Annotated in this window: 19 protein-coding genes; 15 read left to right on the top strand and 4 right to left on the bottom strand. The window is 73.4% G+C overall.

The window, feature by feature from the left end; translation table 11 throughout:
* Nucleotides 1–447, top strand: a 447-nt coding sequence (locus AB0A94_RS08185) for a putative T7SS-secreted protein (RefSeq protein ID WP_361740635.1), incomplete at its 5' end; no start/stop codon positions are given.
* A gap of 78 nt (nt 448–525) precedes the next feature.
* On the opposite strand, the gene AB0A94_RS08190 is transcribed toward AB0A94_RS08185, so the two are convergent.
* Nucleotides 526–648, bottom strand: coding sequence for a hypothetical protein (locus AB0A94_RS08190; RefSeq protein ID WP_361740638.1), 123 nt, complete (start codon nt 646–648; stop codon nt 526–528).
* A gap of 480 nt (nt 649–1,128) precedes the next feature.
* On the opposite strand from AB0A94_RS08190, the gene AB0A94_RS08195 reads away from it, so the two are divergent.
* The 7 genes from AB0A94_RS08195 to AB0A94_RS08225 all read left to right on the top strand — a co-directional run bounded on the left by AB0A94_RS08195 (nt 1,129) and on the right by AB0A94_RS08225 (nt 8,610).
* Nucleotides 1,129–1,887 carry a hypothetical protein gene (locus tag AB0A94_RS08195; RefSeq protein WP_361740641.1) on the top strand — a complete coding sequence of 253 codons (759 nt, stop codon included), beginning with the start codon at nt 1,129–1,131 and terminating at the stop codon, nt 1,885–1,887.
* Between the two features lie 70 nt (nt 1,888–1,957).
* Nucleotides 1,958–2,710: a hypothetical protein gene (locus tag AB0A94_RS08200; protein ID WP_361740644.1), complete on the top strand. Its 753-nt coding sequence runs from the start codon at nt 1,958–1,960 to the stop codon at nt 2,708–2,710.
* A 276-nt stretch (nt 2,711–2,986) separates the two neighbouring features.
* Nucleotides 2,987–3,820, top strand: a complete 834-nt coding sequence (locus tag AB0A94_RS08205) for a M55 family metallopeptidase (protein WP_361740647.1) — start codon at nt 2,987–2,989, stop codon at nt 3,818–3,820.
* A complete protein-coding gene (locus tag AB0A94_RS08210) occupies nt 3,813–5,117 on the top strand; it encodes a M20/M25/M40 family metallo-hydrolase (RefSeq protein WP_361740650.1) in 1,305 nt (434 codons plus the stop codon). The genes AB0A94_RS08205 and AB0A94_RS08210 overlap by 8 nt, the downstream gene beginning before the upstream one ends.
* A 4-nt stretch (nt 5,118–5,121) precedes the next feature.
* Nucleotides 5,122–7,086 carry a prolyl oligopeptidase family serine peptidase gene (locus AB0A94_RS08215; RefSeq protein WP_361740653.1) on the top strand — a complete coding sequence of 655 codons (1,965 nt, stop codon included), beginning with the start codon at nt 5,122–5,124 and terminating at the stop codon, nt 7,084–7,086.
* Nucleotides 7,083–8,015, top strand: coding sequence for an LD-carboxypeptidase (locus AB0A94_RS08220; protein ID WP_361740656.1), 933 nt, complete (start codon nt 7,083–7,085; stop codon nt 8,013–8,015). The genes AB0A94_RS08215 and AB0A94_RS08220 overlap by 4 nt, the downstream gene beginning before the upstream one ends.
* Nucleotides 8,016–8,055: 40 nt before the next feature.
* Nucleotides 8,056–8,610, top strand: a complete 555-nt coding sequence (locus AB0A94_RS08225; protein ID WP_361740659.1) for a GNAT family protein — start codon at nt 8,056–8,058, stop codon at nt 8,608–8,610.
* 107 nt (nt 8,611–8,717) lie between these two features.
* On the opposite strand, the gene AB0A94_RS08230 is transcribed toward AB0A94_RS08225, so the two are convergent.
* Nucleotides 8,718–9,065, bottom strand: coding sequence for a VOC family protein (locus AB0A94_RS08230; RefSeq protein WP_361740662.1), 348 nt, complete (start codon nt 9,063–9,065; stop codon nt 8,718–8,720).
* A gap of 108 nt (nt 9,066–9,173) precedes the next feature.
* On the opposite strand from AB0A94_RS08230, the gene AB0A94_RS08235 reads away from it, so the two are divergent.
* Nucleotides 9,174–9,608, top strand: coding sequence for a phage holin family protein (locus tag AB0A94_RS08235; protein WP_361740665.1), 435 nt, complete (start codon nt 9,174–9,176; stop codon nt 9,606–9,608).
* A 156-nt stretch (nt 9,609–9,764) separates the two neighbouring features.
* Here the strand turns inward: AB0A94_RS08235 and AB0A94_RS08240 are convergent, their stop codons facing one another.
* Nucleotides 9,765–10,856 carry an enolase C-terminal domain-like protein gene (locus AB0A94_RS08240; RefSeq protein WP_361740668.1) on the bottom strand — a complete coding sequence of 364 codons (1,092 nt, stop codon included), beginning with the start codon at nt 10,854–10,856 and terminating at the stop codon, nt 9,765–9,767.
* A gap of 20 nt (nt 10,857–10,876) precedes the next feature.
* Nucleotides 10,877–11,839 carry an LLM class F420-dependent oxidoreductase gene (locus AB0A94_RS08245; protein WP_361740671.1) on the bottom strand — a complete coding sequence of 321 codons (963 nt, stop codon included), beginning with the start codon at nt 11,837–11,839 and terminating at the stop codon, nt 10,877–10,879.
* Between the two features lie 142 nt (nt 11,840–11,981).
* Here AB0A94_RS08245 and AB0A94_RS08250 point away from each other — a divergent pair, with 142 nt between their 5' ends.
* The 6 genes from AB0A94_RS08250 to AB0A94_RS08275 all read left to right on the top strand — a co-directional run bounded on the left by AB0A94_RS08250 (nt 11,982) and on the right by AB0A94_RS08275 (nt 18,236).
* Entirely contained in the window at nt 11,982–13,736 is a 1,755-nt protein-coding gene (locus AB0A94_RS08250; RefSeq protein WP_361740674.1) for an FAD-dependent oxidoreductase, read from the top strand.
* Nucleotides 13,733–15,580 carry a transketolase gene (locus tag AB0A94_RS08255; RefSeq protein ID WP_361740677.1) on the top strand — a complete coding sequence of 616 codons (1,848 nt, stop codon included), beginning with the start codon at nt 13,733–13,735 and terminating at the stop codon, nt 15,578–15,580. Before AB0A94_RS08250 ends, AB0A94_RS08255 begins: the two co-directional genes overlap by 4 nt.
* Nucleotides 15,577–16,503 (top strand): non-homologous end-joining DNA ligase, encoded by a 927-nt coding sequence (gene ligD, locus AB0A94_RS08260; protein WP_361740680.1) that lies wholly within the window; start codon nt 15,577–15,579, stop codon nt 16,501–16,503. Before AB0A94_RS08255 ends, ligD begins: the two co-directional genes overlap by 4 nt.
* Before the next feature lie 108 nt (nt 16,504–16,611).
* The gene (locus tag AB0A94_RS08265; RefSeq protein WP_361740683.1) at nt 16,612–16,983 is read left to right on the top strand and encodes a gas vesicle protein; all 372 of its coding nucleotides are present in this window, start codon (nt 16,612–16,614) and stop codon (nt 16,981–16,983) included.
* A 48-nt stretch (nt 16,984–17,031) separates the two neighbouring features.
* Nucleotides 17,032–17,466 (top strand): gas vesicle structural protein GvpA, encoded by a 435-nt coding sequence (locus AB0A94_RS08270; RefSeq protein WP_361740686.1) that lies wholly within the window; start codon nt 17,032–17,034, stop codon nt 17,464–17,466.
* A complete protein-coding gene (locus AB0A94_RS08275; RefSeq protein ID WP_361740689.1) occupies nt 17,463–18,236 on the top strand; it encodes a GvpL/GvpF family gas vesicle protein in 774 nt (257 codons plus the stop codon). The genes AB0A94_RS08270 and AB0A94_RS08275 overlap by 4 nt, the downstream gene beginning before the upstream one ends.
* Nucleotide 18,237 lies beyond the last annotated feature (1 nt).

Raw genomic sequence — 18,237 nt, forward strand, 5'->3', positions numbered from 1 at the left:
GGCAAGGCGGCCGAGGCGCTGCGCAAGGCGGTGAGCACGCAGCCGCCCAAGTGGTTCACGGGCGCCGACGCCTGCGAGAAGGCGGCCGCCGCGCTTTCCGTACCAGTGGCGAACGGGTATTTCGAATTGAAGTCCCAAGAATTCATCAGCACTGCGCGAATGGTCTTGTCCGTCGATGCGCAAGTACGGGAGCGTGCGGCTGACGAAGTGACCGATCACGTGGGTGCGTACACATCTGCTCAAGCGTCGGCCCTGGCGGCATTGCTGGCGGCGGCTGCCGCCGGCGAGGAGGAGGACGACGCCCTGGAGGCCGAGTTGCACGCCATCCTCGAGCTCATGTCTACCGGCCATGTCGGCCCTGACTGCGTTTCCCCGCTGCAAGAGATTTCCCTCACCGAACTCACCCCTCAGCTCCGCGAATACGTCAGCGATCTGTTGGAAGGATGATGCCTGAAGAAAGGCGGACGGAGCCGATCGAACCGGTGGCCGCCTGGTCTGACGTTATGCGCGCGCCCTCCGGGAACGTCACCCTTCCTCGTCGGCCGTGGCGGTCGCCCACCCGTCCAGCCGCAGGGCCTGGTCCCGCCCCGGCGACGTCGCCCCGACCACCGCGGCGGCACGGCGACTGGCGTTGTTGGAAGCGTTCACCGACGGGACCTGCGACGCATCGGACTTCGCTCAGGGCTGGTGGGAGGCCCGTCGTGCGTCCCCGGCGAACGGGGAACGGATCCAGGGAGCACTCGGCGACCTCTTCGATCAGTTGCTCACGATCCTCGAGGGTGACTCAGTCGATCCCGAACTCGCAGAACCCGGGGATCTCGGCGATGCCGTCCTCCGGACCGCTGTGTGCGCGGCCTGGGACGTGTTCCGTCGCTCCGGAACCGACCGGGGGCGGTGACCGTTGCAACGCCGTGCTCTCCGAGAGCCCCGGGGAACGTGAAATCCTTTTCCGTTCCCTGAACGACGCAACGAAGTTCTGGGCGGGGAAAGCCGAGCTTCCGGGGCAGGAGAAGACGACTTTTCAGGCCGTGCTGCTGTGTCCGCCCGAAGTCCAGGAGGGGGCGCTCCGTGAACTGCGGACATGAGAGGCCCGTCAGGACGCCGGTGGTCCCTGAGGCATCGGTGGCCATGAGAGTGACGTTCGACGGCGACCGGAGCGCGACGGTGACGGGCGGTGCCCTTCGCGTCCTGCCGCGCTTCGACTTCCGGGACCAGCGGGTGCGTGTCGCGGAGTACGCCGACGTGGGGGAGTGGCAGCAGTTCCTTGCCGACACGTTCGGCAGCCGGGAATGGCTGTGGGACGACCCGGACGAGCTCCGGTTCGGCCCGGCCGACCGGGAGTTGGCCGGCGCTGCGTTCCGCCTGCCCCACGAAGCGGCCGTCCCCGAGGACTGCGCCCGCGTTCCCGCCGCACCCCCCGTCCGTCCCGGGGGGCTGCGCGCCGACGAGGTCCGGGATTTCCGCCTGCCGATGACCACGGAGCTCTGCCGCGCCCCCGAAGACGCCGTGCTGACCTGTCTGCGCGACCTGGACGTCCTCGACGAGCCGCTGGACGCCCGCGTCGGCGTCGCCCCCGACGTGGCGCTCCTGGTCCAGGGCGGCACCGTCGTCGGCTGGAGCCTGACCGACCCGGCCCGGTACGTCACCACCGGGTTCACCGCTCCCGACCCGGCTCCACCGGCCCCGGCCACCCGGCTCCTGTTCACGGCCTGCATGGACCTCGCCACCACGCCGTGGCTGGACGCGGTGCGGCGCCGTGACCCGGCCGCGGTGTCCGACCTGCGGGAACTGGACCACAGGCTGCGCGCCCAGCGCGAGGACCGGCGCCGTGTCGACGCCCTGCTCGCGCTCGTCGGCGACCTGGCGGAGGACTACGCGCGACCATGACGACCATTGGCCGGAAACCCCTGGGATTCCCATCCAGGGCACGGCGAAGCAGATACGGACAGCACACACCATGAAACTGACGTTCGACGGCGGTTGGCGCGCGACGGTGACGGACGATCCGCTGCACATCACCCCCCGCTTCAGAGGTGGCTCCGTGAACGTCGCGCCGTACGCGGACGTGAAGGGGCGCGAGCGGTTCCTCGCGCGCACCTTCGGCAGCCAGGACTGGCTGTGGGACGCGCCCGACGTCCTCCGGTTCGACCCGGACGACCGGAAACTGGTGGCGGCCGAATTCCAGCTGCCGTACGTGTCCGCGTTCGCCGAGACCCTCACCCGCGTGCCCGCCATGCCCGAGGTGCGTCCGGGTGGGCTCCGTGCGGACGAGGTCCGGGACTTCCGGCACGAGATGTGCGCGGTGCTGTGCCGGGCCCCCGGGGATTCCGTGCTGGCCTGTCTGCGCGACCTGGACGTCCTCGACGAGCCGCTGGACGCCCGCGTCGGCATCGCCCCCGACGTGGCGCTCCTGGTCCAGGGCGGCACCGTCGTCGGCTGGAGCCTGACCGACCCGGCCCGGTACCTGACCACGGCGTTCGCCGCCCCCGACCCCGTCCCGCCGTCCGCCGCCACCCGGCGGCTGCTCACCGAGTGCCTGGACCTGGTCACCATGCCGCTGCTCGACGACCTGATGGACGGCGAACCGGCTGCCCTGACCCGCCTCCGGGCCGCGGACGAGGCCCTGCGCGCCCAGCGCGAGGACCGGCACCGGGCGGACGCCCTGCTCGAACTGATCGCCACCATGGTGGAGGACTACGGAAACCCGTGACGCCGGAGCCGTGGCGATCCTGCCGGCTGACATCCGGATGCCCGGCCGGGGGTGTCGGTTCAGGGGGCGGTTCCTCGGAAAAGGGCTGGTCGTGGGCCGTACGAGGTGAGTTCGGCGGTCCGGACCGCCATGGTTGTCCACAGCCCTGGCCGAGGTGGCCGGGCAGCGCGTACGGTTTCGGGGCATGAAGATCCACGCCTCCGGCGCCGCACGCCGTCGAGGACCGCTGCCGGGAATCCGACCGCGCGTCTCCGACCTACGAATGGACAGCGTTTCGTGAAAATCCTCATCAGCGCCGACATGGAGGGCGCCACCGGTGTCACCTGGCCGGCCGACGTGCTGCCGGGGACTCCCCAGTGGGAGCGGTGCCGGTCCCTGTTCACCTCGGACGTCAACGCCGCCGTGCAGGGCTTCTTCGACGGCGGCGCCGACGAGGTGCTGATCAACGAGGCCCACTGGACCATGCGCAACCTGCTGCTGGAACAGCTGGACGAGCGGGCCGAGATGCTCACCGGGCGGCACAAGTCCCTGTCCATGGTCGAGGGCGTGCAGCACGGCGACGTGGACGGCATCGCGTTCATCGGCTACCACGCGGGTGCCGGCATGGAGGGCGTCCTCGCGCACACCTTCCTCGCCAACTCCATCACCGGGGTCTGGGTCAACGACGTGCGGGCCAGCGAGGGACTGCTCAACGCGCACGTGGCCGCCGAGTACGGGGTGCCGGTGATCCTGGTGACCGGCGACGACGTCGCCTGCGAGGACGCGCTCGGCTACGCGCCCGAGGCGCTGAAGGTCGCCGTCAAGGACCACGTGTCCAGGTACGCGGCCGTGTGCCGCACCCCGGCCCGGACGGCCGCCGACATCCGTGCCGCCGCCAAGGAGGCGGCCACGCTGGCGGTGCGCCGGGAGCCGGTCGACGGCGGGCCGTTCACCGTCGCGGTGGAGTTCGACGCCGAGCACCTGGCGATGGCCGCCACCGTCGTGCCGGGCGTGACCCGCACCGGCGAGCGCAAGGTGGCGTACACCAGCGGGACCATGTACGACGGGATCCGCACCTTCAAGGCGGTCACCACGATCGCCTCGGCCGCGGTGGAGGAGCAGTATGGCTGACGAGCGGGCCCTGGACGAGGTCGTGACGTTCACGTCCGACCTGATCCGGATCGACACGACCAACAGGGGCGGGGGCGACTGCCGGGAGCGGCCCGCCGCCGAGTACGCCGCCGCGCGGCTCGCCGAGGCGGGACTCGAGCCGGTGCTCCTGGAGCGCACCCCGGGCCGCGCCAACGTCGTCGCCCGTCTGGAGGGCACCGACCCGTCGGCCGACGCGCTGCTCGTCCACGGCCATCTGGACGTCGTCCCGGCGGAGGCCGCCGACTGGAGCGTGCACCCGTTCTCCGGGGAGGTCCGCGACGGGGTCGTCTGGGGCCGCGGCGCGGTCGACATGAAGAACATGGACGCGATGATCCTCGCCGTGGTGCGGGCCTGGGCCCGCGAGGGCGTACGGCCCCGCCGCGACATCGTCATCGCGTTCACCGCCGACGAGGAGGCCAGCGCCGAGGACGGTTCCGGCTTCCTCGCCGACCGGCACGCCCACCTCTTCGAGGGCTGCACCGAGGGCGTCAGCGAGTCGGGCGCGTTCACCTTCCACGACGGCGACGGGCGGCAGCTGTACCCGATCGCGGCCGGCGAGCGCGGCACCGCCTGGATGAAGCTCACCGCGCGCGGCCGGGCCGGGCACGGCTCCAAGGTCAACCGGGAGAACGCGGTGACCCGCCTCGCCGCCGCCGTCACCCGCATCGGCGAGCACGAGTGGCCGCTGCGGCTCACCCCGACCGTGCGGGCCGCGCTCACCGAACTCGCCGCCGTGTACGGCATCGAGACGGACCTGTCCGACGTGGACACCCTGCTGGACAAGCTCGGCACGGCGGGCAGGCTCGTCGAGGCCACCGTCCGCAACAGCGCCAACCCGACCATGCTGGACGCCGGATACAAGATCAACGTGATCCCGGGGGAGGCCGTGGCACGCGTCGACGGACGGTATCTGTCCGGTGCCGAGGACGAGTTCCGCGCGACCATGGACCGGCTCACCGGGCCGGACGTCGACTGGGAGTTCGAGCACCACGAGGTGGCGCTCCAGGCGCCGGTGGACTCCCCGACGTACGCCCGGATGCGGGCCGCCGTCGAGGAGTTCGCGCCCGAGGGGCACGTGGTGCCGTACTGCATGTCCGGCGGCACGGACGCCAAGCAGTTCTCCCGGCTGGGCATCACCGGCTACGGGTTCGCGCCGTTGAAGCTGCCGGAGGGCTTCGACTACCAGGCCCTCTTCCACGGGGTCGACGAGCGCGTCCCGGTCGAGGCGCTGCACTTCGGCGTCCGGGTCCTCGACCGGTTCCTGCGGACGGCCTGAGCGAGTGGGGGAGACAGTGCGGACCCTGGCGTACGGCGAGTGGCCCTCGCCCATCGACGCGGCCACGGCCGCGGCCCACGACGGCAGCCCCGAGTCCGTGGGCTTCGTCGGCGACGAGGTGTGGTGGACCGAGCCCCGGCCCGCCGAGGCAGGCCGGCGCACGCTGGTGCGCCGGCGCGCCGACGGCACCGAGGAGCCGGTCCTGCCCGCGCCGTGGAACGTGCGGACCCGGGTCATCGAGTACGGCGGCCGTCCCTGGGCCGGCACCGCGCCAGGCGGTGTCCCGCTCGTGGTGTTCGTGAACTTCGCCGACCAGCGCCTCTACCGGTACGAGCCGGGTGGCGAGCCCCGCCCGCTCACCCCCGTGTCCCCGGTCGGGCAGGGGCTGCGCTGGGCCGATCCGGTGCTGCTGCCGGAGCGCGGCGAAGTGTGGTGCGTCCTGGAGGAGTTCACCGGTGACGGCCCCAGCGACGTGCGCCGCGTCCTGGCCGCCGTACCGCTGGACGGCTCGGCCGCCGGTGACCGGGACGCCGTACGGGAACTGAGCGACGGCCGGCACCGGTTCGTCACCGGGCCGCGCCTCGCGCCGGACGGACGGCGCGCCGCCTGGCTCGGCTGGGACCACCCGCGCATGCCGTGGGACGGCACCGAACTGCTCGTCGCCGACGTCTCCCCGGACGGCACCCTGCACGACGCCCGCACGGTGGCCGGCGGACCCGAGGAGTCCGTCGCCCAGGCCGACTGGACCCCCGACGGCCGGCTGCTGTACGCGAGCGACCGCACCGGCTGGTGGAACCTCTACCGGGACGGGGAGCCGGTCTGCCCGCGCGAGGAGGAGTTCGGCGGACCGCTGTGGAAGCTGGGGCTGCGCTGGTTCGCCCCGCTGGACAGCGGCCTGATCGCCGTCCTGCACGGCCGGGGCGCCCCCGTGCTCGGCGTCCTCGACCCCGAGACCTGCGAGGTCGTCGACGCCGCCGGCCCGTGGAGCGAGTTCGCGCCCACCCTCGCGGCACAGGGCGAACGGGTCGTCGCCGTCGGCGCCGGACCGCACAGCGCCCACGAGGTGGTGGAACTGGACACCCGGACGGGCCACGCCCGGGTGATCGGCGCCCGCCACGAGGACGCGGTGGACCCGGCGTACTACCCCGAGCCGCAGGTCCGCACGTTCACCGGACCGGACGGCCGGGAGATCCACGCCCAGGTGTACCCCCCGCACCACCCCGGGTGCGCCGGCCCCGCGGACGAGCGTCCCCCGTACGTGATCTGGGCGCACGGCGGCCCCACCGGCCGGGCGCCGCTCGTGCTCGACCTGGAGATCGCCTACTTCACCTCGCGCGGCATCGGCGTCGCCGAGGTCAACTACGGCGGCTCCACCGGATACGGGCGGGAGTACCGCGACCGGCTGCGCGGACAGTGGGGCGTGGTCGACGTCGAGGACTGCGCCGCCGTCGCGCTGGCCCTCGCCGACGAGGGCACCGCCGACCGCGACCGGCTCGCCGTCCGGGGCGGCAGCGCCGGCGGCTGGACCGCCGCCGCCTCGCTCACCACGACCGACGTCTACGCCTGCGGCACCATCAGCTACCCGGTGCTCGACCTCACCGGCTGGGGCACGGGGGAGACCCACGACTTCGAGTCCCAGTACCTGGAGAGCCTGATCGGCCCGCGCGCCGAGGTGCCCGAGCGGTACGCGGAACGTTCGCCCGCCGCGCACGCCGACCGGCTCTCCGTGCCGTTCCTGATGCTCCAGGGACTGGACGACGTGATCTGCCCGCCCGCGCAGTGCGAGCGGTTCCTGGCCCGGCTGGCCGGCCGGGGTGTGCCGCACGCCTACCTCGCCTTCGAGGGCGAGGGGCACGGCTTCCGGCGGGCGGAGACCATGGTGCGCGCCCTGGAGGCGGAACTGTCCCTGTACGCCCAGGTGTTCGGGATGACACCACCCGGCGTGCCGACCCTGGAGCTGAGCACGTGAGCCGGGTCGGAGCACTGCGGCGGCCGGCCCGCCTCGCCCCCGGCGCCCGGGTGGCCGTGGTCGCGCCCAGCGGTCCGGTGCCCGAGGAGCGGCTCCAGGCCGGGCTCGACGTGCTGCGCGGCTGGGACCTCGACCCCGTGGTGGGCCGCCACGTCCTGGACCGGCACGGCGAGTTCGGCTACCTCGCGGGCGGCGACGCCGACCGGGCCGCCGACCTGCAGTCCGCCTGGTGCGACCCGGCCGTCGACGCGGTGATCTGCGCCCGCGGCGGCTACGGCGCACAGCGCGTGGTCGACCTGCTCGACTGGGAGGCGATGCGGGCCGCCGGGCCGAAGGTGTTCGTCGGGTTCAGCGACATCACCGCGCTGCACGAGGCGTTCGCGGTCCGGCTCGGCCTCGTCACCCTGCACGGACCGATGGCCGCGGGCATCGACTTCGTGAAGAGCGCGCGGGCGCAGGACCACCTCAAGGCGACCCTCCTCGCCCCCGAGACGGTCCGCACCCTGCACTCCGACGGCACCGCGCTCGTCCCCGGGCGGGCACGCGGGGTCACCCTCGGCGGCTGTCTCTCCCTGCTCGCCGCGGACCTCGGCACCCCGCACGCCCGACCGTCCGCGCGCGGCGGACTGCTGTGCCTGGAGGACGTGGGGGAGGAGACCTACCGGCTCGACCGCTGCCTCACCCAGCTGCTGAGAGCCGGCTGGCTGGACGGGGTCGCCGGGCTGCTGCTCGGCTCCTGGGCGCGGTGCGAGCCGTACGACGGGGTGCGGGCGCTGCTCGCCGACCGGCTCGGCGGCCTCGGGGTGCCGGTGGCCGAGCAGTTCGGGTTCGGGCACTGCGCCGACGCGCTCACCGTCCCCTTCGGCGTCACGGCCGAACTCGACGCCGACGCGGGCGCGCTGATCCTGGACGAACCGGCGCTGAGCTGACCGGCCCGCGTCGCGCGCGGGCCCGTCGTAGGGTGGCGGGGTGCCGCACACCGCTTCCCGCTACCTCGCCGAAGGCCGCCGCGTGGGGATCCGTCACTTCACCCACGCGGACGGCGCCGAGTTCACCGCCCGCGCCCGGGAGAGCAAGGACCTCCACCACCCCTGGCTGTTCCCGCCGGACAGCCAGGGCGCGTACACCGCGTACGCGGGGCGGCTGATCGCGGATCCCACCAAGGCGGGGTTCCTGGTCTGCGAGAAGGAGGCGGACGGCGCCCTCGCCGGGTTCATCAACATCAACAACATCGTCGAGGGCGGCTTCCTGTGCGGTGCGCTGGGCTACGGCGCCTTCGCGCACGCGGCCGGGCGCGGGCTGATGCGCGAGGGCCTGGACCTCGTGGTGCGGTACGCCTTCGGCCCGATGCGGCTGCACCGCCTGGAGATCAACGTACAGCCCGGCAACGCCGCCTCCATCGCCCTCGCCCGCGCCTGCGGGTTCCGCCTGGAGGGCTTCTCGCCGAAGATGCTCTTCATCGACGGCGCCTGGCGCGACCACCAGCGCTGGGCGATCACCAGCGAGATGACGAAGGGCCGCTGACGCCCGGGCCTCCCGGGGCCGTCGGGCGGGTGCGGGCCGGTGCCACCGGCGCACCGCTGCCGGAGCGGTACGGCGTCCGGGTGCGGCCCGCACCGTGACCGGGCACGTCAGGAGCGGCGGTCCGCGTACTCGTAGACCGCTCCGTCCGGGTGCCGTGCGATGAGGTTGCGGCCCACGGGGGTGGGGAGCGGGCCCGCGATGATGTCGGCGCCCATCTCCGCGAGCACCTCCCGGGTCTCCTCCACGTCCTTCACCGCGAGGGTCGCCGTGACCCTGCGCAGCACGTCCAGTTCGGCCGCGGGACCGCTCATCAGCAGGAAGCAGCCGACCGCGGCGACCTGGACACCGCCCCGCTCGAACCGGAGGGCCCTGCCGCCCGCCAGCCGCTCGTAGAAGGGGATGACGGTCTCGATGTCGTCGACGCAGACACGCAGTGTGGCACCCAGAATCTCCATGGGGACGAGCCTAGTTGGGGCCGCCCCGGCAAGGGGACCGGCGTGGACGATCTCCACACCCCGTGCCCGCGGGCGTTACGCGACCCCGGGCACGGGTACCCGACGCCCATGCAGCGCTTGGAGCACCTGGAGCACCTGGACAAGCACCTGGTCGACGAGTTGGCGCGGGTGGTCCGCGAAACCGTGCGCGACGAACTGCGCGCACAGGCGCGGGGACAGCGCCGCAGGGCCGCCCTGTACGCCGGAGCCGGAGCCGCCGCCCTGTACGCGGGCGCGGCCGTGTCGCTGGCCGTGGGTCTCGCGCTCGCCCTGGTCCTGCCGGGCTGGGCCGCGGCACTGATCACGGCCGTGATCCTGGGCGCGCTGGCCCTCGCCCTGCGCGGCGCGGCCCGGCCCACGGCGTCCGGGACCGTCCCCGCGCAGGCCACCGCGCCCGGCGGCCGGTCGGCCCCCGTCCCGCCGGTGCCGTCCGCACCGCCCACCGCCGGCGTCGTACCGCCGCGGCCGGACTCCGCCCCCGGCACATCCCGCCGCCGGGCCTGACCAGCCGGAGGAAGCCGGCGGCACCGCTCCTGCCGCGGGACCGCGAGGCCGTCGTGGTGACCGGGACATCGGCGCCCGCGGCCGGTTCGCCGGGGAGGCGGCCGCCCACGGGCCGACCCGGTTCCTGCGGAGCCGGCCGGATCCGGAACCGGCCGGTCAGCCCACCCTGTACTCCGCGACGTCCTGCGTCCGCAGCGTCAGACCGTGGCCGAGGCCCCCGGTGGGGCTGATCGTGCCGCCCGTGGGGTCCAGGGCGCCGTCGAAGAGCATGTCCTCGATCCGGACGTGGTCGTGGAACCACTCCAGATGCCGCAGGTTCGGAACGCAGGCCGCCACCGCCGCGTGGACGTGCGGGGCGCAGTGCCCCGAAACCTCCAGACCGTGGGCCTGGGCCAGCGCCGCCGCGCGCAGGAACTCGGTCAGCCCGCCGCAGCGCGTCGCGTCCACCTGGAGGCAGTCCACCGCCCCGGCCGTGATCATCCGGGCGAAGTACGGCAGGTCGAACCCGTACTCCCCGGCGGTCACGTCGCTCACCACGGCGTCCCGCACCAGCCGCAGCCCGGTCAGGTCGTCCGAGGAGACCGGCTCCTCGAACCAGCCCACCCCGTGCTCGGCGAGGGCGTGACCGACCCGCACCGCCTGCTTGCGGGTGTACGCCCCGCCCGCGTCGACGTAGAGCTCGGCGTGCTCGCCGATGACGTGCCGGGCGGCCCGCACCCGGTGCAGGTCGCGGACCACCTCCCGGCCCCAGCCCTCCCCGATCCTGATCTTCACGCGCGGGATGTGCTGCCCGTGCACCCACCCGTTGAGCTGCGCGGCCATGTGCGTGTCGTGGTACGTGGTGAAGCCGCCGCTGCCGTACACCGGCACCCGCTCCCGGCACGCACCCAGCAGCCGCACCAGCGGCAGCTCCAGCAGCCGTGCCTTGAGGTCCCACAGCGCGACGTCCAGCGCCGAGATCGCGCAGGCCGCGATGCCCGCCCGGCCGGCGTCGCGGACCGAGCGGCACATCGCCTCGTGCACGGCCGGGACGTCCAGCGCGCTCATGCCCTCCACGAGCGGCGCGAGGTGCCCGCTCAGGAAGTCGCCGACCACCGGCGGACCGTACGTCCAGCCGGTGCCGGTCGCGTCGCCCGCCGACACCTCGGCGATCACCACCGTCGTGGAGTCCCAGGCCAGTGTGCCGTCCGCCTCGGGGGCGTCGGCCGGCACGGTGTAGACGGAGACGCCGGGCCGGTGCAGTTCCATGGTCGTCCGTCCTCCCCGGCTCAGCCGGCCTGCTGGAGCTGCGGCAGCACCTTGGTGCGGTAGAAGTCGAAGAAGCCGCGCAGGTCGGGGCCGATCTGGTTGACGTAGATCCGGTCGAAGCCCGCGTCGGCGAACTGCCGGAGCTCGGCGACGTGCTCGTCCACGTCGTCGCCGCACACCCGGTTCTCCCGCACCATGTCCTCGGTGACCAGGGTCTGCGCCTGCTCGAAGTGCTTCGGCGACGGCAGCACCTGACCCAGTTCGCCGGGCAGCAGCTCGTTCGCCCACAGCCGGTGCACGGTGCGCACGCACGCGTCGCGGTCCGTGCCGTAACAGACCTTGGTGCCGCCGCTGACCGGCTTCCCGCCGCCCCCGCCCTTGCGGTACTGCTCCACCATCGAGGCGTCCGGCATCATCGTGACGTAGCCGTCGCCGACCCGGGCCGCCAGCTTGGTCGCCGCCGGGCCGAAGCCCGAGATGTCGATCGGGACGGGCTCGTCCGGCACGGTGTACAGGCGGGCGTTCTCCACCGTGTAGTGCGTGCCGTGGTGGTTGACCTCCTCGCCGGTGAACAGCCGGCGCATCACCTGGATGGCCTCCTCCAGCATCTCCAGGCGTACGTGCGCGGGCGGCCAGGCGTCCCCGAGGATGTGCTCGTTCAGCGCCTCGCCCGTGCCCACGCCCAGGCGGAACTCCCCCGGTGACATCACCGCGGCCGTGGCCGCCGCCTGCGCCACCACCGCCGGGTGCGTCCGCACGGTCGGGCAGGTCACCGCCGTCCCCACCGGCAGCGACACCGCCTCGGACAGTGCGCCGAGCACCGACCACACGAAGGGGCTCTGCCCCTGCTCGTCGTTCCACGGGTGGTAGTGGTCCGAGATCCACAGGGCCTGGAACCCGGCCTGCTCGGCCATCCGCGCCTGCTCGATCAGCTCGGCGGGACCGTACTGCTCGCACGAGAGGAAATAGCCGTACTCGGGCATGGGGGGTGCCTCCGCGACATGGGCGGTTCGGGTCCCGGACCGGGTACCCGGGGGGCCCGGCGGAAACCGGCGGACGTTTGGCGGCCCCGGTCGGGGGGACGCGGAAGTCTCCCGACGTCCGCGACAGCGCCGGAGGCGAACCGTGAGTCGACCCCGCATTGTGATCGTCGGTGCCGGCTTCGCCGGGTACCGCACGGCCCGGACCCTCTCCCGGCTGGCCCGGGGCCGCGCCGAGATCGTCCTGCTCAACCCGACCGACTACTTCCTGTACCTGCCCCTGCTGCCCCAGGTCGCCGCCGGCATCCTGGAGCCGCGCCGGGTCACCGTCTCCCTCTCCGGCACGCTGCCGCACGTGAAGCTGGTGCTGGGGGAGTCCGACCGCATCGACCTCGACGCGCGGCAGGTGCACTACACCGGGCCCGAGGGCGAGGGCGGCACCCTCGACTACGACCGGCTGGTCCTCGCGGCCGGCAGCGTCAACAAGCTGCTGCCGATCCCCGGTGTCGCCGAGCACGCCCACGGCTTCCGCGGCCTGCCCGAAGCGCTGTACCTGCGCGACCACGTGACCCGGCAGGTGGAGCTCGCCGCCGCCACCGACGATCCCAAGACCTGCGCCTCCCGCTGCACCTTCGTCGTGGTCGGCGCCGGCTACACCGGCACCGAAGTCGCCGCGCACGGGCAGCTGTTCACCGACGCGCAGGTCGCCAGGCACCCGATGCGGACCGGGATGCGGCCGCGCTGGATGCTGCTGGACATCGCCGACCGGGTCCTGCCCGAGCTGGACGAACGGCTCTCCCGCACGGCCGACACCGTGCTGCGGGAACGGGGCGTGGACGTGCGGATGGGCACCTCCGTGAAGGAGGCCACGCACGACGGGGTGCTGCTGACCGACGGGGAGTTCGTCGACACCCACACCCTGGTGTGGTGCGTGGGCGTACGCCCCGACCCGCTCGCCGAGTCCCTCGGACTGCCCATGGAACGCGGCCGGCTGCTCGTCGACCCGCATCTGCAGGTACCGGGCCGGCCCGAGGTGTTCGCCTGCGGGGACGCCGCCGCGGTACCCGATCTGGAGAAGCCCGGCTCGTACACCCCGATGACCGCGCAGCACGCCTGGCGGCAGGGCAAGGTGTGCGCGCACAACATCGCCGCGTCGTTCGGTGACGGGGAGCGGCGCGCCTACCGGCACAAGGACATGGGGTTCGTGGTGGACCTGGGCGGCGTCAAGGCCGCCGCCAACCCGCTCGGCGTGAACCTGTCCGGGCCGGCGGCGGGGGCGGTCACCCGCGGCTACCACCTCGCGGCGATGCCGGGCAACCGGATCCGGGTGGCCGCCGACTGGCTCCTCGACGCCGTACTGCCGCGCCAGGCGGTCCAGTTGGGGCTCGTACGGTCCTGGTCGGTGCCGCTGGACACGGCGTCGCCGGAACTGGCGCGGGTGCCGGGCGAGCCGGGGCGGGGGCAGGCGTCCGGGGACGGAGCACAGCCGCCGGCGGCTGCCCGGCCGGGCTCGGAGCCGGTGCGGAACCGGCCCGGTGGTGAGTCGGCGAAGAGCCGGTCCGGTGGTGAGTCGGCGAAGAGCCGGTCCGGTGGTGAGTCGGCGAAGAACCGGCCTGGCGGCGAGCCCGCGAAGCACCGGCCTGGCGGCGAGCCGGCGAAGAGCCGGCCCGGTGGTGAGCCCGCGAAGAACCAGCCTGGCGGCGAGCCGGCGAAGAACCAGCCTGGCGGCGAAGCGGCGAAGAACCAGCCCGGTGGCGAACCGGCGAAGAGCCGGCCCGGTGGTGAGCCCGCGAAGGAGCGGCCCGCCGTCACCCCGCCCCCCGATCAGCCACCGCCCGGCCCCGACGTCTCGCCCGGCCCCGTCAAGCGCACCGACCGCCCCACCGAAGGAGACTCATGAACACCGGTGAACTCGTCGAGCTCGGGCAGCAGCTGCGGGTGGACAGTGTCCGCGCCGCGGCCGCCGCGGGCTCCGGGCACCCCACGTCGTCGATGTCCGCGGCGGACCTGATGGCCGTGCTGTTCGCCCGCCACTTCCGCTACGACTTCGAGCACCCCGACCACCCGGGCAACGACCGCTTCGTCCTCTCCAAGGGCCACGCCTCGCCCCTGATGTACGCCACCTACAAGGCGGCCGGCGCCATCGACGACGAGGAACTGCTCACCTTCCGCAAGAACGGCAGCCGCCTCGAAGGGCACCCCACGCCCCGCCGGCTGCCCTGGGTCGAGACGGCCACCGGCTCCCTGGGCCAGGGCCTCCCCGTCGGCGTCGGCATCGCGCTGGCCGGGAAGCGGTCGGCCCGCACCGGCCACCGGGTGTGGGTGCTGTGCGGTGACAGCGAACTGGCCGAGGGTTCCATCTGGGAGGCCGCCGAGCACGCCGCGTACGAGAACCTGGACAACCTCACGCTGATCGTGGACGTCAACCGGCTCGGGCAGCGCGGCCCCACCCGGCACGGCCACGACCTGGACGCCTACGCCCGCCGCTTCCAGGCCTTCGGCTGGCACACCGTCGAAGTGGACGGCCACGACGTGGACGCCGTCGACCGCGCCTACGGCGAGGCCCTGTCCACCAAGGGCCAGCCCACCGCGGTCCTCGCCCGCACCCTCAAGGGCAAGGGCGTCGAGGCGGTCCAGGACCGCGAGGGCCTGCACGGCAAACCGCTGCCCGAGGTCGAGGAGGCCATCGCGGAACTCGGCGGCCCCCGCGACCTGCGCATCCAGGTGGAGCGGCCGCCCGCCGACGGGGCGCCGCCCGCCGGGCACACCGGCCGGCCCGACCTGCCCCGCTGGGACAAGGGCGAGGAAGTGGCCACCCGGAACGCCTTCGGCGAGGCGCTGACCGCCCTCGGCACCGCGCGCGGTGACGTCGTCGCCCTCGACGGGGAGGTCGGCGACTCCACCCGCGCGGAGGCGTTCGCCAAGGAACATCCCGAGCGCTACTTCGAGTGCTACATCGCCGAGCAGCAGATGGTCGCCGCGGCGGTCGGCATGGCGACCCGCGGCCGGGTGCCGTACGCCGCCACCTTCGCGGCCTTCCTCACCCGCGCCCACGACTTCATCCGCATGGCGTCGATCAGCGGTTCCGGGATCAACCTCGTCGGCTCGCACGCGGGCGTCGCCATCGGCCAGGACGGCCCCAGCCAGATGGGCCTGGAGGACCTGGCGATGATGCGGGCGGTGCACGGTTCGACCGTCCTGTACCCGTGCGACGCCAACCAGACCGCGCGGCTGGTCGCCACGATGGCCGGCCTGGACGGCATCCGCTACCTGCGCACCTCGCGCGGTGCGAGCCCGGTGATCTACGGCCCCGACGAGGAGTTCCCCGTCGGCGGCAGCAAGGTGCTGCGCTCCTCCGACCGCGACCGGCTCACCCTCGTCGCGGCGGGCGTCACCGTGCCCGAGGCGCTGGCCGCCGCGGAGGCCCTGGAGGGGGAGGGCATCGCGGTACGGGTGATCGACCTGTACTCGGTGAAGCCGGTCGACCGGGAGACGCTGCGCACGGCCGCCGAGGAGACCGGTTGCCTGATGACGGTGGAGGACCACCACCCGGAGGGCGGCCTGGGGGACGCGGTCGCCGAGGCCTTCGCCGACGGGAGCCCCGTGCCGCGCCTGGTGCGGCTGGCCGTGCGCGACATGCCGGGCTCGGCCTCCCCCGAGGAGCAGCTGCACGCCGCCGGCATCGACGCCGAGTCGATCGCGGCGGCCGGCCGGCTGCTGGTGGGGGAGGCGATCGTGTCGTGAGCGACGACGGTGCGCGCACCGTACGGGCCGGCCGCCGCACGGTGGAGGTCCACCGGCCGGGGAAGGTGCTCTTCCCCGGCGGCGGGGACGCCGAGGAGTACACCAAGGGCGACCTCGTCGACTACCACCGGGCCGTCGCCCCGTTCATGCTGCCGCACCTGCGGGGCCGCCCGCTGATGCTGGACCGGCGCCCGGACGGCGTCGACGGCCCGACGTTCATGCAGAAGAACACCCCGGACGGCTACCCGGAGTGGATCACCCGCGCCGAGGTCGCCAAGGAGGGCGGCACCGTCACGCACACCGTGTGCGACGACATCGCCACCCTCCTCTACCTCGTCGACCAGGCGAGCATCACCCTGCACCGCTGGCTGTCCCGGACCGACCGGATCACCCGGCCGGACCGGCTGGTCTTCGACCTCGACCCGTCGGGCGACGACTTCGAGACGGTGCGGGAGGCCGCGCGGCTGCTGGGGGAGTTGCTGGACGAGCTGGACCTGCCCTCGGCGCTGATGACCACCGGCTCCCGGGGCCTGCACGTCATCGTGCCGCTGACCGGCAACGACGACTTCGACGACGTGCGCGCCTTCGCCCGCGAGGTCGCCGACACCCTCGCCGCCGCCCACCCCGACCGGCTCACCACCGCCGCCCGCAAGAAGGACCGCGGCGACCGGCTCTACCTCGACGTGCAGCGCAACGCCTACGCGCAGACCGCCGTCGCGCCCTACACGGTCCGCGCCCTGCCCGGCGCGCCCGTCGCCATGCCCGTCTCCTGGGACCAGCTGGACGATCCGGAGCTGCACGCCCGCCGCTGGACCGTCGCCGACGCCGTCGAGCAGGTGCGCACCGATCCGTGGTCGGACCTGCCGCGCCGGGGACGGGCACTGGGGCCCGCCCGCCGCCGACTGGCCGCCCTGCGGGACTGAGCGGCGTCGGCGCCCCTCCCACCGGGCACGATGCCGGGCCGTGGAGATCGGCTGGGGGCATGGAGGTTTGGCGAACACGCTTGCGGCCACACGGAGGAGGAGGTGGCCATGACGAACACGAAGAACACCGAAGAGTCACAAGGTTCACAGGAAAACCAGGAATCACAGGAATCCCGCAACTCGGCGAACAACAGCAGAAGCACCAAACGGCCGAGCCCGATGGAGGTGCTGCGTCAGGCGCGCGGCCAGCTCGCGGAGCTCACCGGGATGGAAGCCGAATCCGTGTCGTCCTTCGAGCAGACGGAGGAGGGCTGGGCGCTGGAGGTCGAGGTCCTCGAACTCGAGCGGGTGCCCGACACGATGAGCCTGATGGCGAGTTACCAGGTCGAGCTGGATCCCGACGGCCAGCTCATCGGGTACCGGCGGGTCCGCCGCTACGAGCGCGGGCGGGCCGACGCGCGCAGGTCCGGCGGCCGCTAGGCCGCCCGGCCGGACTCACACCCACAGAAACAAGGAGGGACAGTCGGAATGACAGTCGTACCGGCACAGCAGACCGGCGGTGGAGGCGGCAGCAGCGGCCTCTACGACGTGCTCGAGCTCGTTCTGGACAGGGGGCTCGTCATCGACGCCTTCGTGCGCGTGTCCCTGGTCGGCATCGAAATTCTCAAGATCGACGTACGTGTCGTCGTCGCCAGCGTCGACACCTATCTCCGCTTCGCCGAGGCGTGCAACCGCCTCGACCTGGAGGCCGGGCCCCGCAAGAGCCCGGGCCTGCCCGAGATCGTGGGCGAGGTCACCGAGTCCGGCGCCCGCGGCAAGTCCAAGGGGGCGCTGTCCGGCGCCGCCGAGACCATCTCCGACGCCTTCAAGCAGGCGCGTGAGGGTGGATCCGAGCGTGAGACCGAGTCGCGTCCGCGGGCCCGCAGGAGCACGGCCGCCCGCCGGAAGGAGGAGCAGGAGTGAGCACCTACGTCTACGGCATCACGGCGGCGTCGCACCCGTCACTGCCCGAGGGCATGGGCGGCGTCGGTGACCCGCCGAACCCGGTGCGCATCCTGCGGGAGGGCGAGCTGGCGGCCGTCGTCAGCGACGCGCCCGAAGGGCTGCGGCCCAAGCGCAGGGAGCTGCTCGCCCACCAGAACGTGCTCAGCGAGATCGGTGCGGCCGGGTGCGTGCTGCCCATGCGCTTCGGGAGCGTCGCCCCGGACGACGAATCCGTCACCGGTGTGCTCGCCGAGCGCGCCGCGCACTACCTGGAGCGGCTGCACGCCCTGGACGACCGGGTCGAGTACAACGTCAAGGCCAACCACGTGGAAGAAGCCGTACTGCACCACGTGATGGCCGGAAACCCGGAGATCCGTGCTCTCGCGGAGGCCAACCGGCAGTCTGGCGGCGGCAGTTACGAGGACAAGATCCGGCTCGGCGAGATGGTGGCCGAGGCGGTCAAGGCCAAGGAGTCCGAGGACGGCACCGCACTGGAGCACGCGCTGGAGGGGGCGGCCGACGCGGTGAGCGTGGGCCCCGAGTCCACGGGCTGGCTCGCCAACGTCTCCTACCTGGTGAAGCGGGAGACGGCGGAGGACTTCCTGGCCGCGGTGGAGCGGGTCCGCAAGGACATGCCCCACCTGGAGGTGCGTCTGAACGGCCCGCTGCCGCCCTACAGCTTCGTCGAGCCCGGCCCGGCCGAGCCGGCGGGCACCGCGGCCGGTGGAGCGGACACCGGAGCGGGGTGAC

This window comes from Streptomyces sp. NPDC044984 (assembly GCF_040646935.1).
Classification (GTDB): Bacteria; Actinomycetota; Actinomycetes; order Streptomycetales; family Streptomycetaceae; genus Streptomyces.